This is a genomic window from Gordonia sp. NPDC127522 (assembly GCF_042672305.1).
In the GTDB taxonomy this organism is placed as follows: Bacteria; Actinomycetota; Actinomycetes; order Mycobacteriales; family Mycobacteriaceae; genus Gordonia; species Gordonia hongkongensis.
Map to the genome: position 1 here is coordinate 65,195 of NZ_JBHXVK010000004.1, position 13,392 is coordinate 78,586.

Consider the following 13,392-nt stretch of genomic DNA (forward strand, 5'->3'; position numbering starts at 1 on the left):
TAGCGACGGGCTCCGACACCAGTCGGCGACGGCGGACGCCGCGCGACCACCCGACAATGGTTTGCCCGCTCGGGGAGCCGGGTATCGACGATCGTCGCCCGGCAGACCGGCCGGAACGATCGTAGGAGGCACCGATGGGACAGTCCGAGAGCTCCGCGACCTCGGGGGACAGGGATACGGGCAAGGGTCCGGACAAAGAAGTCGAGAAGGATCCGCCCGGCCCGCAGGACCACGGACGCGAGGGCGGGATGGCCACGCGCGAGAACGCCCCCGAAGCGGTTCAGCGCTCCGAGGGCGGCGACTCGTAGGAAGGTCGGGTAACCCGGGTCAGGACACCTCGCGCAGGAGTCCGGTCGCGACGTCGAAGACGAACCCGCGCAACGACGTGGTCTTGGTGACGAACGGGCTGTTCTGGATCCGGGTGATCGATTGGCGGACGTCCTCGTCGAGATCGGCGAACGCCTCCGCCGACCACGCGGGCTTCTGCCCGATCTCATCCTGGATCTGGCGCTTGAAGTCGTCGTCGGTGAACGTCAGCATGCCGCAGTCGGTGTGGTGGATGAGGATGATCTCGGTGGTGCCGAGCAGTCGCTGGCTGATGGCCAGGGAGCGGATCTCGTCGTCGGTCACCACCCCGCCGGCGTTGCGGATCACGTGGGCCTCGCCCTCGTTCAATCCGAGGATGCGGTAGACGTCGAGCCGGGCGTCCATGCAGGCCACCACCGCGACGTGCTTGGCCGGCGGCAGGGGCAACGGCCCGGTGAAGGTCTTGGCGTATTCGGCGTTGTTCGCGAGGTATTCGTCGGTGACACTCATGCGCCGATCCTGATGTGTCGACGTCGCCCCGGCGAGGGTTTGGACGTGGGTGATCGGAAGTGGTCGAAACGGCCACGCAGATGTAGCGCTTCGTTGCGCCTGGGGCAACGATGTGCGACACCTGCCGATCGGAGACCGTCAGGAGTTGCCGTCGAGTGAGCCCTTGACGTCGTTGAGGACCAGCCAGGCGGCGGCGAGTCCCGAGGACTCGTACCAGACGTCGTCGTCGACGGCGAGGACGCGCTTCCAGACGGGCGCCCCGAGGCTGAGCCATTCGTCGCTGAGCAGGACCTCTTCCCCGTGGGCGAGGCCTTCCTCGCCTTCGAAGCTCACATAGATGAGGTCGGCGTCGGCGTCGCGGAAGTTCTCGTCGGTGACGGCGAAGGAGTCGGGCACGCGCTGCGGGCCGGGCCGCTGGACGCCGATGTCCCCGAGCACCTGGCCGGCGAAGGTGTTCATCCCCGCGATGGTCTCGGAGTCGTCGCCGAAGCGCACCAGCGACACCTGGGTGTGCGAGGCGTCCATCCGCCGGCCGGTCTTGGTGGCCTCGGTCGTGTACTCGGCGAGACGTGTCCGACCCGACCCGCTGCGGTTCACGGCGTCGGCGACGGCCTGGAACTGCTCTTGCCAGGTGCCGTCGGCCGGGACGGTGACGGTGCGGACACCGGGGAACGCGCGGGCGGAGTCCGCGGTGTCGGCGGTAGTGAGGACGAGTCCGGCATCGGCGTCGGCGACCGCCGCGGCGTCGGGCGTCGGTCCGATGGCCGGGACCGAGGTCAGCTGGGGACCGAGATACTCGGGCACGGAACCGGGTTCGGCAGCCACCGCGACGACCTCGGGGCCGAGCCCGAGGGCGCACAGCGCGTCGAGGACGGCGGGGTCGGTCACGACGATGCGTTCGACGTCGGCCTCACCCGGATCCGGCGCGGTGGGTGCGAGGCAGGTCTTCGCGTAATCACGGTCGGCCGAGACGATGTTCACCTCCGCCACCCGTGTCGTCACGGTGGAGATGGGGGAGCCGTCCGGAGTCGTCAGCGGTTCCTCGCCCGAACAGGAGGCCAGCGCGACCACGGTCAACCCGATCGTGGTCGCCAGGCCAATGCGTCGGACGAGTGAGCGCCGGGTCTCGCCGGTGGCTGCCTCGACACTTCTGGCGGCCTCGTTCGCGACCGTGACCCTCCGTTGCACCCGCTCAACCTAGCACCGGTCCCGAGGCGCCCGGCGTAGGCTCGGATGCGCACTCCCGGGCGCCGGACGCCGGCAATCTGAGGGGTGCTCCGAGAGCCTGGCGCGTCGTCGAAGAAACCGCCGATGAGCACTGCCGATCCGGTGGCTCCGACATCGAATACGACAGATCGTAGGACCCGCTCGGCCCGGGCACCGGTGAGGGTTTAGGATCAGTAACCAGCGCTCGGTTTGTTCATGTGCCGACCGACGGCCGAAGGGGTTCGGCGTCGGGTTCGGGCAAGAGGAGGATCTGTGACCGCGGTAGACCAACCCACCACGCAAGTGGCTCCAGTGCGTCCGTTCCCGGAGCGCTATCAGCCCAAGGGTTCGTTCATCTACAAGCTGCTGACGACGACCGATCACAAGTTGATCGGCATGATGTACATCACCGCCTGCTTCGCGTTCTTCCTCATCGGCGGCCTCATGGCCCTGCTGATGCGTGGCGAGCTCGCGATGCCGGGCATGCAGTTCCTGTCCACCGAGCAGTTCAACCAGCTCTTCACGATGCACGGCACCGTGATGCTGCTGATGTACGCGACGCCGATCGTGATCGGCTTCGCCAACTTCGTGTTGCCGCTGCAGATCGGTTCGCCCGACGTCGCCTTCCCGCGACTCAACGCACTCGGCTTCTGGCTGTTCGTCTTCGGTTCGACCATCGCCGTCGCCGGCTTCATCACGCCCGGTGGCGCCGCCGACTTCGGCTGGACCGCGTACACGCCGCTGACCGACGCCGTGCACAGCCCCGGCATCGGCGCCGACCTGTGGATCATGGGTCTGGCCGTCTCGGGTCTCGGCACCATCCTCGGTGGCGTCAACATGGTCACCACCGTGATCTGTCTCCGCGCACCCGGAATGACGATGTTCCGCATGCCGATCTTCACCTGGAACATCCTGGTGACCAGCGTGCTGATCCTCCTCATCTTCCCGCTACTGACCGCGGCGCTGATGGGTCTCGAGGTCGACCGCCAGTTCGGTGCCCACATCTACGACCCGGCCAACGGCGGCGTCATCCTGTGGCAGCACCTGTTCTGGTTCTTCGGACATCCCGAGGTGTACGTCATCGCCCTGCCGTTCTTCGGCATCGTGTCCGAGGTCTTCCCGGTCTTCTCGCGCAAGCCGATCTTCGGCTACTCCGGTCTGATCTACGCCACGCTCGCCATCGCCGCCCTGTCGGCCGCGGTGTGGGCCCACCACATGTACGTCACCGGCGCCGTGCTGCTCCCGTTCTTCGCCTTCATGACGTTCCTGATCGCGGTGCCCACCGGCGTGAAGTTCTTCAACTGGATCGGCACGATGTGGCGCGGTCACATCACGTTCGAATCCCCGATGCTGTTCTCGGTCGGCTTCATCGTGACGTTCCTCTTCGGTGGTCTGACCGGTGTGCTGCTCGCGAGCCCGCCGCTGGACTTCCACCTGTCCGACAGCTACTTCGTCGTCGCGCACTTCCACTACGTGCTCTTCGGCACCATCGTGTTCGCCACCTACGCCGGCATCTACTTCTGGTTCCCGAAGATGACCGGACGCATGCTCGACGAGCGACTCGGCAAGATCCACTTCTGGCTGACGTTCATCGGCTTCCACATGACCTTCCTGGTGCAGCACTGGCTGGGCAACGAGGGCATGCCGCGTCGCTACGCCGACTACCTCCCGTCGGACGGCTTCACGACGCTGAACATGATCTCGACCGTGGGCGCGTTCATCCTCGGCCTGTCGACCCTGCCGTTCCTGTGGAACGTCTTCCGCAGCTACCGCTACGGCGAGGTCGTGACCGTCGACGATCCGTGGGGCTTCGGCAACTCGCTCGAGTGGGCCACCTCCTGCCCGCCGCCGCGCCACAACTTCACCGAGCTGCCCCGCATCCGGTCGGAGCGCCCGGCGTTCGAGCTGCACTACCCGCACATGATCGACCGCATGCGTGCCGAGGCGCACGTCGGACCGGGCCACGCCGCGGGCAAGGACCGCCAGATGGAAGAGGCTCGTCGCGAGCCGTTCACCGTGGGAACGCACGAGGGATCCCCGGATCCCGACCCGCGCTGACCCGGTGAGCAAGGACTCGACAGCCAGTTCCGGTACGACCGTCCTGGTCACTGTCACCGGTCCCGACCGGCCAGGTGTCACCTCTGTTCTCATGGGTGCCCTGGCCGGTCAGGCCGTTGCACTGCTCGACGTCGAGCAGGTGGTCATCCGCGGGCAGCTGACCCTCGGCGTGCTGGTGTCCTCCACCGGCGACCCCGAGGCGCTGCAGGAAGTCGTCGAACAGGCGATGGCGTCCATCGGTTTCGACGTCCGGGTGGAGATCGGGGTCGATCCCGGTAGCCGCTCGCCGTCCTCGCATGCCGTCGTGATCCTCGGCAGCCCGGTCACCGCCACCGCGTTCAGCGCCGTCGCGGCGAAACTGGCGAGCCAGGGCGGCAACATCGACTCGATCCGCGGGATCGCCGACTACCCGCTCACCGGCCTCGAACTCATGGTCAGCGTGGCCGGGCGCGGCGGTGTCGCCGCCGACGCCGCCCTCCGCAAAGGCCTCGCCGAGGTGGCCGCGAAACATGCGGTCGATATCGCCGTGGAGCGCGGCGGACTCGCACGGCGCGCCAAGCGCCTGATCGTCTTCGATGTCGACTCGACACTCATCCAGGGCGAGGTGATCGAGATGCTCGCCGCGCACGCGGGCCGCGAAGCCGAGGTCGCCGCGGTGACCGAGGCGGCGATGCGAGGTGAACTCGATTTCGCGCAGTCCCTCCACGAACGCGTCAAGGCCCTGGCCGGACTCGACGCGAGTGTTCTCGACGACGTCGCCAAGTCACTCGAGCTGACCCCCGGTGCTCGGACGACGATCCGTACGCTGCACCGCCTCGGATTCCACTGCGGTCTCGTGTCCGGCGGTTTCCGTCAGGTCATCGACGGACTCGCGCACGAACTCGAACTCGACTTCGTCCGGGCCAACACCCTGGAGATCGTCGACGGCAAGCTGACCGGCCGGGTCGTCGGCGAGGTCGTCGACCGGATGGGCAAGGCGCACGCGCTGCGGTCGTTCGCCGATCAGGTCGGGGTGCCGATGGAGCAGACGATCGCGGTGGGCGACGGCGCCAACGACATCGACATGCTCAGCGTCGCCGGGCTGGGAATCGCCTTCAACGCGAAGCCGGCGCTGCGCGAGGTCGCCGACGCCACGCTGAATCACCCGTTCCTCGACGGGGTCCTGTTCATCCTGGGCGTCTCCCGCGACGAGATCGAGGCGGCCGACGCCGCCGACGGCGTCTATCGCCGGGTACCCCTGGGCTGACCTCGCACCGCGCCATGGAATCCGAGCGCACGGTCTCTCCGCAGGTCGATCCGGAAGCGATCACGGCCGATCATCGGCGGCTGGTCGCCTACGTCGGAGGCGGCGACGACCCGTCTGATCCTGCCGACGTCCTGGCGATGGCGATGGTGCTCCGCATCGAGAAGAACGATCCGCCCGACCGCACCGAACTGCTGACCGCGGCGGCGCGAGCGGTGGCGTTACTGTGCCTCGACGAACGAAGTGCGGGCGACGGTCCGTGGTCGGCGGCGATGGACGCCTGGTGCGACGCACGAATCCGGAAGATCGCCCGGCGCGCGCGTGGCGCGCAATGGGCTGCCGCGCAGGAGGTCTGGGGTGTGACCGCGACCGAGGGCAGGGCGTCGGCGCGGGCGTTCGTGCCCGGCCGCGTGGGTGACCTCGACCGTCGTGTCGCGAAGTTGCAGATCGGTGGGACCGAGGTCGAGGGAGAGCTGCCCGAGCAGCCGCCGGTCTCCGGCGTCGTGCTGTGGACCAATCCCGACCTGCCGATGACCGTCGGCAAATTGGCCGCGCAGGTCGGTCACGCGTCGATGCTGGCGGCCAAGCTCCTCGCCGCGGACGACGCGATCGCGTGGCGTCGGGACGACTGCCCGCTCGCGGTCCGTCAGGCCACGCCCGGGCGGTGGCGAGAACTGCTCTCCGCCGATGCCGTCGGGAGGGCGGTGGCCGTTCGAGACGCCGGGTTCACCGAGATCCCGCCCGGTTCGGTGACCGTCATCGCCGAGGTCATCCGGGCCCAGGAGGACACGTGAGCGCTGCGGTACCCCCGGAATGGATGAAAGCTCTTGACCTGCAACCCCATCCGGAAGGCGGTTGGTTCCGGGAGACGTGGCGGAGCGACGTCGTCGTGCCGTCGGCGTCGCTTGCCGACGGCTATACCGGCGACCGTGCCGCCGGCACGGCGATCTACTTCGTCCTCATGCCGGGCGACGAGTCGGCGTGGCACACGGTACGCGGCGCCGAACTGTGGCTGCACCATCGAGGAGCGCCGGTCGAACTCGATCTCGGCGGGGACGCCGATGCCCCCGGTGACCCCACCACGATTCTGGTCGGGCCCGACATCGAATCCGGTGAGCACCCGCAAGCGCTCGTGCCGCCGGGCGTGTGGCAGCGTGCCCGGCCCGCCGGGGACGAGCCGTCACTCGTCAGCTGCATCGTCGTGCCCGGGTTCGACTTCGAGGACTTCCGGCTGGCCTGACGGTCTGCCCTCGGATCTCGGCTAGCCGGCGGCGACCGGTGAGTTCACCGGCGCGAGGTGGCCGAAGGTGCCCAGCCACACGTCACGATCGGGCGCCAGCGACGCGACGATCAGCTCGTCGGCGTCGGCGTGCCCGGCGAACCACGAGAGGTAGTCGCGCACGTCGCCCGGCGTCCCGACACCCGAGTACGTCAGCATCTCGTCGATCTGGCGTCCCTGCGGCATCGAGAGGATGGCGTCGGCTTCCTCGTCGGTGAAGGTCCGGCCGCGGCCGTAGAGCAGCGACACGCGTTGACGTTTCGCGATCTGCAGCTGTGTCTGCGCACGGTCGGCGTCCTCGTCGGCGATCGCCCCGACACCCGCGATGACGTAGGGCTCGGCGAGGACCTCTGACGGCCGGAACTCGCGGCGGTACAACGCCACGGCCTCGGTGAGCGCCTGCGGCGCGAAGTGGGAGGCGAAGGCGTACGGAAGTCCGAGGGCCGCGGCGAGCTGCGCGCCGAACAGCGACGAGCCGAGGATGTAGAGCGGCACGTGGGTGCCCGCCCCCGGGGTCGCGCGGACGCCTTCGACACGCGACTCGTCGCCGAGGAAGGCCTGCAGCTCCAGGACGTCGTGCGGGAACCGCTCCGCGGAGGCGTGGGTGCGGCGCAGGGCCGCGAAGGTCTGCTGATCGCTGCCGGGGGCCCGGCCGAGCCCGAGGTCGATGCGCCCGGGATGGAGTTCGGCGAGTGTGCCGAACTGCTCGGCGATGGTCAGCGGGGAATGATTCGGCAGCATCACGCCGCCGGCGCCGAGACGGATGGTCGAGGTGTGCGCGGCGATGTGTGCGATGAGCACCGCCGGCGCCGACGACGCGATGGCCGACATGTTGTGGTGCTCGGCGTACCAGATCCGGCGGTAGCCCCACTTCTCCGCGTTCTGTGCGAGATCGACACTGGCGGACAGGCTTTGCGCGGCAGTCTCGTCACGACCGATCTGCGCGAGATCCAGGATCGACAAGGGGAGGTTCGAAGGGGTCACGACGATGTTCAATGCGGCCGACGCCCCGGACTATTCCCGCCGTCCGGTCTGCCGTGAGTCGAACGGGTCGACCATTCCCTCGTGGTGCAGGATGGGGGAGTGACCGAATCCGATCCCGACCTCTTGATCGATTTTCGCGACGTCGCCGTCGTTCGAGGCGGCAAGACTCTCGTCGGCCCGCTGTCGTGGCAGGTGGAACTGGACGAACGCTGGGTGATCATCGGACCCAACGGCGCGGGCAAGACGACACTGATCCGACTGGCCGGGGCGGAGATCCACCCGACGTCGGGCACCGCCTTCGTGCTCAACGAGAAGCTCGGCCGGGTCGAGATCCGCGAGCTGTCGACCCGGATCGGGGTCTCGAGCCCGTCGCTGGTCGATCGAGTGCCGCCGGAGGAGATCGTCAGCGACGTCGTCATCTCGGCGGGATATGCGGTCCTGGGGCGGTGGCGCGAGAGCTACGACGCCATGGACCGTGCGCAGGCCGTCGAATCGCTGGAATCGATGGGCGCCGAGCACCTCGCGGACCGTCGCTTCGGCACGCTGTCCGAGGGCGAGCGCAAGCGTGTCGTGATCTCGCGCGCGCTGATGACCGACCCCGAACTGCTCTTGCTCGACGAACCGGCCGCCGGGCTCGACCTGGGTGGCCGCGAAGAACTCGTCGATCGTCTCGCGCGTTTGGCCGCCGACCCCGACGCCCCGGCCATCGTGCTGATCACCCACCACGTCGAGGAGATCCCCGAAGGTTTCACACATGCGATGATCCTGTCCGAGGGTGGCGTGGTGGCCCAAGGGCTGCTCGAAGAGGTACTCACCAGTGAGAACCTCACCGCCGCCTTCCGCCAGCAGATCGTTCTGGACAAAGTCGACGGCCGGTACTTCGCGCGGCGCCGGCGCCGCGCGGGTGGCCACCGTCGAGCAGCAGGAGGTAACTGAATGACGTCGACACAGGAACAGGGCCCGGACATCGTGTCCGCACCGTTGCGGGATGCGGCGACCGTCGTACTCGTCCGCGACGCCGCGGACGGCATCGAGGTCTTCCTGCAACGCCGCGTCAAGCAGATGGCCTTCGCGGGGGGAATGACGGTGTTCCCGGGCGGCGGCGTCGACAAGCGGGACGCCGACGCCGACCTGGCGTGGACGGGTCCCGAGGCCACCTGGTGGGCCGGGCAATTCGGCAGCGACGCCGAGATCGCCCAGGCCCTGGTGTGCGCGGCCGTCCGCGAGACGTTCGAAGAGTGCGGCGTCCTGCTCGCGACCGATGCCGCCGGCGCCTTCGCCGACCCGGAGGGACTGGCCGACGATCGGCAACGCCTCGTCGAGAAGTCGTTGTCGTTCGCGCAGTTCCTCACCGCGCGCGGACTGACGCTGCGTGCCGATCTGCTGCGTCCGCTCGCGCACTGGATCACCCCGGTGAACGAGAAGCGACGCTACGACACCCGGTTCTTCCTGGCCGCGATGCCCGACGGACAGCACGCCGACGCCGAGACCACCGAAGCCGAGGTCGCCCGGTGGGTGAACGCCCGGGTCGCGATCGATTCCTGGGCCGCGGGCCAGCACTTCCTCATGCCGCCCACGTGGTCGCAGCTCAACTACGTCTCGCAGTTCTCGACCATCGACGAACTGCTCGACGCCGAGCGTGTCATCGAATCGATCCTGCCGAACGTGACACCCGGCGCCGGGCTGGCCGGCCTCGGTTTCCCCGGCTCCGACGAGTACTTCCGGACTCTCGGCGACCAGCAGCCGCCCGAGATCACGCTCTGACCGGACGCGCTGTCAGGTTGAGGGCGCCAGAGCCCCGGCGGCGTTCGTCCGTCCGCCGAACAGCATGACGATGTCGCGGATCGGCGCCTCGACGACCTCGCCCGTCCCGGCCGCGAAGTCGCAGTCGGTGGCCACGTAGCGTCGTCCCTCGTTTCGGCGACGTGCGTGGAACGGGAAACCCGTCGACCACAGGTAGTCGGCGCACGCCGTCGCGGCGTCGGTCGGCATCGGCCGGTCGAGTCCGAGCGGGACCGCGATGTCCTGCCCGTGCAGGAGCGAATCCAGCAGCGGCGCCATGGGAGTCGTCCCGATCGGATGCCGACGCGAACCGACCATGGCGCGCAACTTCGAGGCGGCCTGATCCGCCGTGGTGTCGTCGCGCAGCGCGAGTTCGCGGATCATCGTGTTGAACCGGAATCCGTATCGGCACGCGGCGATCATCGCTCGTGCCGGTGAGGTGTGGGAGTGGGTGAGGTGGACCGCGACGTCGCGCACCGTCCACGCGTCGCACAGCGACGGGGTGGCGAGTTGCTCGGGCGTGAGGGTCTCGATCAGTCCGGCGAGTTCGAGTCGTTGCTCGTCGATGCGTTGCCAGATGAGGTCGGTGTCCATCGGTCGCTCCCGCCGCACAGATAGTCAGGTTCCCTGACTGATATTAGTCAGGGTTTCGTACTAAAGTCAACGACGTGTCCGACCCGCAGATCGCCGTCCTGATGTTCATCGCCCATCGCGCGACCGAGCGCCGGGTGTTGGCACGGATCGCCGAGGAAGGGGCCGACGACATCACTCCGGCGCAGTCCCGGGTGCTACAGCGGCTGGCACCCGAACCCATGCGGCTGACCGATCTCGCCGAGCAGGCGGGTGTCACCAAGCAGACCGCGGGCGGCATCGTCGACCAGCTCGAGGCGGCGGGCTACCTGACCCGGGTGCCGGACCCGTCCGACCGTCGCGCCCGGCTGGTGACGCTGAGTGAACGAGGCGTTCACCTGTGCGAGGTCGCCGCGCGCGAGGTCGAGGCGCAGCAGCAGGAGTGGCGCGAGCATCTCGGCGACGCCCAGTTCGCCGCCCTGGAGAAGGCATTGCGGTCGTTACGCGACGTCACCGATCCATATCGATGATCTCGGCGTCCTCGTCGGTGCCGATGTCGTCGCGGTCGGCCCAGTCGATGAGGGTGTCGAGTCGGTGCGCGACGTCGTCGATCTCCGCGTGCAGATCTCCGAGTTCGGCGAACCGGGCCGGCACGGTGGCGATGGTGAAATCGTCGGGTTCGATGTCGTCGATCTCGGCCCAGGTGATCGGCGTCGACACGGTGGCCCGCTCGTTGCCACGCACGGAGTAGGCCGACGCCATGGTGTGGTCGCGGGTGTTCTGGTTGTAGTCGACGAAGACCGCCGCCGGGTCGCGGTCCTTGCGCCACCAGGTCGTCGTCACGTCGTCGGGCGCCCGACGTTCGACCTCCCGCGCGAAGGCCAGCGCCGCACGCCGGACCTGCGGGAAGCCCCACTCCGGCGCGATGCGGACGTAGATGTGCAGCCCGCGACCGCCCGAGGTCTTGGGGAACCCGCGCATACCCAGTTCGTCGAGAACCTCTTCGACGACGTGCGCCACGCGCCGGATCCGGGGGAACGTGCAGTCGGGCATCGGGTCGAGGTCGATACGCCACTCGTCGGGTGACTCGGGGTCGTCGCGCCGTGAGTTCCAGGGGTGGAACTCGACGGTCGACATCTGCACCGCCCAGATCACCGATGCCAGTTCGGTGACGCACAGTTCGTCGGCGGTGCGGCCGTACCGCGGGAAGTAGATCTTGGTGGTCTCCAGCCAGTCCGGCGCGCCGGCGGGGACGCGCTTCTGGTGGACCTTGTTGCCGCTGACGCCCTTGGGGAACCGGTGCAGCATGCACGGACGGTCGCGCAGCGCACGGACGATCCCGTCGCCGACGGACAGGTAGTACTCGGCGAGATCGCGCTTGGTCTCACCGCGCTCGGGAAAGTAGACGCGGTCGGGACTCGACAGCCGGACGGTGCGGTCGCCCACCTCGAGTTCGATGGGATCACCTGCGGAACCCGACGTTTTCGCCATGACCGCCACTGTATGGCTCCGATGCCGGTGAGCGGCGGACTCCGGGCCGCGTCGTGCGTGCCGGGTCGTCGGCTCGGGTCGTCGGGCTGGGGCGCCGACCGGACTTACCTACCGGTAGCCTTCGACCATGCCTGAGTTCGTGACCCTCGAGTGCTCCGACGCTCATCCGGGCGTCGGCACCATCCTGCTGCACCGACCGCCGATGAACGCGTTGAGCCGGCAGGTGCAGGCCGAACTGGCCGCCGCGGCCGAGGAGGCCACGGTCCGCGCCGACGTCAAGGCCGTCGTCGTCTACGGCGGCCCGAAGATCCTGGCGGCCGGCGCGGACGTCAAGGAGATGCGGGACGTCGGCTACGCCGAGATGAGCCGGGTGGCGGGTCGCCTGCAACGCGATCTCGGCGCGATCGCCGCCATCCCGAAGCCGACCGTCGCGGCCATCACCGGGTACGCGCTCGGCGGTGGCCTCGAAGTCGCGTTGGGTGCCGACCGGCGTATCGCGGGCGACAACGCGAAGCTCGGGCTGCCCGAGGTCCTGCTCGGTCTCATCCCCGGCGGCGGCGGCACGCAGCGGCTGGCACGCCTCATCGGGCCGTCGAAGGCCAAAGACCTGATGTTCACCGGCCGCTTCGTCGACGCCGCAGAGGCACTGGCGATCGGACTCGTCGACGAGGTCGTCGCGCCGGACGAGGTCTACAACGCCGCGCTCGCCTGGGCCGGACAGTTCGACGGCGCCGCCTCGGTGGCGCTCGCCGCGATCAAGAAGGCCGTCGACCAAGGCCTCGGCGTCGACCTCGACACCGGGCTCAAGATCGAAGAGCAGCTGTTCGCCCCCCTGTTCGCGACCGAGGACCGCGCCATCGGAATGGCGTCGTTCGTCGAGAACGGGCCAGGGAAGGCGGAATTCGTCGGCCGTTGAGCCGTCGTCGCCGCGCACCCTTCCACCACAGCACCCCATCACCACGCACACAGGAAGCGATCATGACCACCGACGCCACACCGGGCACCGATCCCGCTCCCAATCCGCACGCCACCGAGGAACAGGTCAAGGCTGCCCTCACCGACACCAAACTCGCCCAGGTGCTCTACCACGACTGGGAGGCCGAGACCTACGACGAGAAGTGGTCGATCAGCTTCGACGAACGCTGCATCGACTACGCGCGTGGCCGTTTCGACGCCGTGGCCACCGATGAGCCCCTGCCGTACGGGCGCGCGATGGAACTCGGCTGTGGCACCGGCTTCTTCCTGCTGAACCTGATGCAGTCGGGTGTCGCGTCGAAGGGGTCGGTCACCGACCTCTCGCCGGGGATGGTCAAGGTCGCCCTTCGCAATGCGGAGAACCTCGGTCTCGACGTCGACGGCCGGGTCGCCGACGCGGAGAAGATCCCCTACGACGACGACACCTTCGACCTCGTCGTCGGACATGCTGTGCTGCACCACATCCCCGATGTCGAGCAGGCGCTGCGCGAGGTGCTGCGGGTGCTCAAGCCCGGCGGGCGGTTCCTCTTCGCGGGTGAGCCGTCGACGATCGGTGACTTCTACGCGCGCTGGATGAGTCGGGCGACGTGGTTCGCCACGACCAATGTCACGAAGCTCGGTCCGCTGCAGGGATGGCGGCGCCCGCAGGAGGAGCTTGACGAGTCCTCGCGCGCGGCCGCTCTCGAGGCCGTCGTCGACATCCACACCTTCGATCCCGACGAGCTCGCCGGCATCGCCCGCGCTGCCGGCGCGCAGAAGGTGTCCACCGCCACCGAGGAACTGGCCGCCGCGATGCTCGGCTGGCCGGTCCGCACCTTCGAGGCCGCTGTGCCGCCGGAGAAGCTCGGCTGGGGCTGGGCACGATTCGCCTTCGGCGGCTGGAAGCGCCTCACCTGGCTCGACGAGAACGTGCTGCGCAAGGTCGTACCCCCGAAGTTCTTCTACAACGTCGTGGTGACGGGGACGAAGCCGCAGTAGGCGGCTCCGT

At 68.6% G+C, this 13,392-nt stretch carries 15 protein-coding genes; 10 read left to right on the plus strand and 5 right to left on the minus strand.

Translation table 11 applies throughout. From position 1 onward, the window contains the following. The first annotated feature begins 134 nt into the window (after positions 1–134). Positions 135–308 (plus strand): hypothetical protein, encoded by a 174-nt coding sequence (locus ACFVHY_RS10635; protein WP_211539383.1) that lies wholly within the window; start codon positions 135–137, stop codon positions 306–308. A gap of 19 nt (positions 309–327) precedes the next feature. On the opposite strand, the gene ACFVHY_RS10640 is transcribed toward ACFVHY_RS10635, so the two are convergent. After that, positions 328–816, minus strand: coding sequence for a carbonic anhydrase (locus ACFVHY_RS10640; RefSeq protein WP_065632744.1), 489 nt, complete (start codon positions 814–816; stop codon positions 328–330). Positions 817–954: 138 nt separating this feature from the next. Further along, on the minus strand, positions 955–2,004 hold the full coding sequence (locus tag ACFVHY_RS10645) for an ABC transporter substrate-binding protein (RefSeq protein WP_390271597.1): 1,050 nt from the start codon (positions 2,002–2,004) through the stop codon (positions 955–957). 291 nt (positions 2,005–2,295) lie between these two features. On the opposite strand from ACFVHY_RS10645, the gene ctaD reads away from it, so the two are divergent. Genes ctaD through ACFVHY_RS10665 form a run of 4 tightly spaced genes read left to right on the plus strand, consistent with a single transcriptional unit; the run spans position 2,296 to position 6,563 of the window. Continuing rightward, positions 2,296–4,080, plus strand: a complete 1,785-nt coding sequence (gene ctaD / locus ACFVHY_RS10650) for a cytochrome c oxidase subunit I (protein ID WP_065632663.1) — start codon at positions 2,296–2,298, stop codon at positions 4,078–4,080. Between the two features lie 4 nt (positions 4,081–4,084). Beyond that, the gene (gene serB / locus ACFVHY_RS10655) at positions 4,085–5,326 is read left to right on the plus strand and encodes a phosphoserine phosphatase SerB (protein WP_058252179.1); all 1,242 of its coding nucleotides are present in this window, start codon (positions 4,085–4,087) and stop codon (positions 5,324–5,326) included. A gap of 14 nt (positions 5,327–5,340) precedes the next feature. After that, a complete protein-coding gene (locus ACFVHY_RS10660; protein ID WP_390271600.1) occupies positions 5,341–6,117 on the plus strand; it encodes a peptidyl-tRNA hydrolase in 777 nt (258 codons plus the stop codon). Positions 6,118–6,140: 23 nt separating this feature from the next. Continuing rightward, positions 6,141–6,563 carry a cupin domain-containing protein gene (locus ACFVHY_RS10665; RefSeq protein ID WP_390271860.1) on the plus strand — a complete coding sequence of 141 codons (423 nt, stop codon included), beginning with the start codon at positions 6,141–6,143 and terminating at the stop codon, positions 6,561–6,563. A gap of 21 nt (positions 6,564–6,584) precedes the next feature. On the opposite strand, the gene ACFVHY_RS10670 is transcribed toward ACFVHY_RS10665, so the two are convergent. Continuing rightward, entirely contained in the window at positions 6,585–7,586 is a 1,002-nt protein-coding gene (locus ACFVHY_RS10670; protein WP_388030983.1) for an LLM class flavin-dependent oxidoreductase, read from the minus strand. Between the two features lie 99 nt (positions 7,587–7,685). Between ACFVHY_RS10670 and ACFVHY_RS10675 the strand changes: the two genes are divergently transcribed. Both ACFVHY_RS10675 and ACFVHY_RS10680 read left to right on the plus strand, forming a co-directional pair. Next, positions 7,686–8,522 carry an ABC transporter ATP-binding protein gene (locus tag ACFVHY_RS10675; protein WP_058252176.1) on the plus strand — a complete coding sequence of 279 codons (837 nt, stop codon included), beginning with the start codon at positions 7,686–7,688 and terminating at the stop codon, positions 8,520–8,522. Then, positions 8,523–9,350 (plus strand): NUDIX hydrolase, encoded by an 828-nt coding sequence (locus ACFVHY_RS10680; RefSeq protein ID WP_390271602.1) that lies wholly within the window; start codon positions 8,523–8,525, stop codon positions 9,348–9,350. Between the two features lie 12 nt (positions 9,351–9,362). Here ACFVHY_RS10680 and ACFVHY_RS10685 read toward each other — a convergent pair whose 3' ends face one another. Continuing rightward, positions 9,363–9,962 (minus strand): maleylpyruvate isomerase family mycothiol-dependent enzyme, encoded by a 600-nt coding sequence (locus tag ACFVHY_RS10685; protein ID WP_390271604.1) that lies wholly within the window; start codon positions 9,960–9,962, stop codon positions 9,363–9,365. A gap of 101 nt (positions 9,963–10,063) precedes the next feature. On the opposite strand from ACFVHY_RS10685, the gene ACFVHY_RS10690 reads away from it, so the two are divergent. After that, the gene (locus ACFVHY_RS10690) at positions 10,064–10,468 is read left to right on the plus strand and encodes a MarR family winged helix-turn-helix transcriptional regulator (protein WP_058252199.1); all 405 of its coding nucleotides are present in this window, start codon (positions 10,064–10,066) and stop codon (positions 10,466–10,468) included. Here ACFVHY_RS10690 and ligD read toward each other — a convergent pair. Further along, complete coding sequence (gene ligD / locus ACFVHY_RS10695; protein ID WP_390271606.1) at positions 10,449–11,429, minus strand: non-homologous end-joining DNA ligase; 981 nt, start codon at positions 11,427–11,429, stop codon at positions 10,449–10,451. The two genes, ACFVHY_RS10690 and ligD, sit on opposite strands and share 20 nt — an antisense overlap. Positions 11,430–11,556: 127 nt before the next feature. Here ligD and ACFVHY_RS10700 point away from each other — a divergent pair, with 127 nt between their 5' ends. Together ACFVHY_RS10700 and ACFVHY_RS10705 are read left to right on the plus strand one after the other, a co-directional pair. Further along, positions 11,557–12,345, plus strand: coding sequence for an enoyl-CoA hydratase/isomerase family protein (locus ACFVHY_RS10700; protein ID WP_390271608.1), 789 nt, complete (start codon positions 11,557–11,559; stop codon positions 12,343–12,345). A gap of 62 nt (positions 12,346–12,407) precedes the next feature. Beyond that, a complete protein-coding gene (locus ACFVHY_RS10705; RefSeq protein ID WP_390271610.1) occupies positions 12,408–13,382 on the plus strand; it encodes a class I SAM-dependent methyltransferase in 975 nt (324 codons plus the stop codon). Positions 13,383–13,392 lie beyond the last annotated feature (10 nt).

What these genes read in the sequence shown, in the direction of transcription:
- ACFVHY_RS10635 (WP_211539383.1), top strand. Translation starts at nt 135, where the DNA reads ATGGGACAGTCCGAGAGCTCCGCGACCTCGGGGGACAGGGATACGGGC.
- ACFVHY_RS10640 (WP_065632744.1), bottom strand. Translation starts at nt 816, where the DNA reads ATGAGTGTCACCGACGAATACCTCGCGAACAACGCCGAATACGCCAAG.
- ACFVHY_RS10660 (WP_390271600.1), top strand. Translation starts at nt 5,341, where the DNA reads ATGGAATCCGAGCGCACGGTCTCTCCGCAGGTCGATCCGGAAGCGATC.
- ACFVHY_RS10665 (WP_390271860.1), top strand. Translation starts at nt 6,141, where the DNA reads ATGAAAGCTCTTGACCTGCAACCCCATCCGGAAGGCGGTTGGTTCCGG.
- ACFVHY_RS10680 (WP_390271602.1), top strand. Translation starts at nt 8,523, where the DNA reads ATGACGTCGACACAGGAACAGGGCCCGGACATCGTGTCCGCACCGTTG.
- ACFVHY_RS10685 (WP_390271604.1), bottom strand. Translation starts at nt 9,962, where the DNA reads ATGGACACCGACCTCATCTGGCAACGCATCGACGAGCAACGACTCGAA.
- ACFVHY_RS10690 (WP_058252199.1), top strand. Translation starts at nt 10,064, where the DNA reads ATGTTCATCGCCCATCGCGCGACCGAGCGCCGGGTGTTGGCACGGATC.
- ligD (WP_390271606.1), bottom strand. Translation starts at nt 11,429, where the DNA reads ATGGCGAAAACGTCGGGTTCCGCAGGTGATCCCATCGAACTCGAGGTG.
- ACFVHY_RS10700 (WP_390271608.1), top strand. Translation starts at nt 11,557, where the DNA reads ATGCCTGAGTTCGTGACCCTCGAGTGCTCCGACGCTCATCCGGGCGTC.
- ACFVHY_RS10705 (WP_390271610.1), top strand. Translation starts at nt 12,408, where the DNA reads ATGACCACCGACGCCACACCGGGCACCGATCCCGCTCCCAATCCGCAC.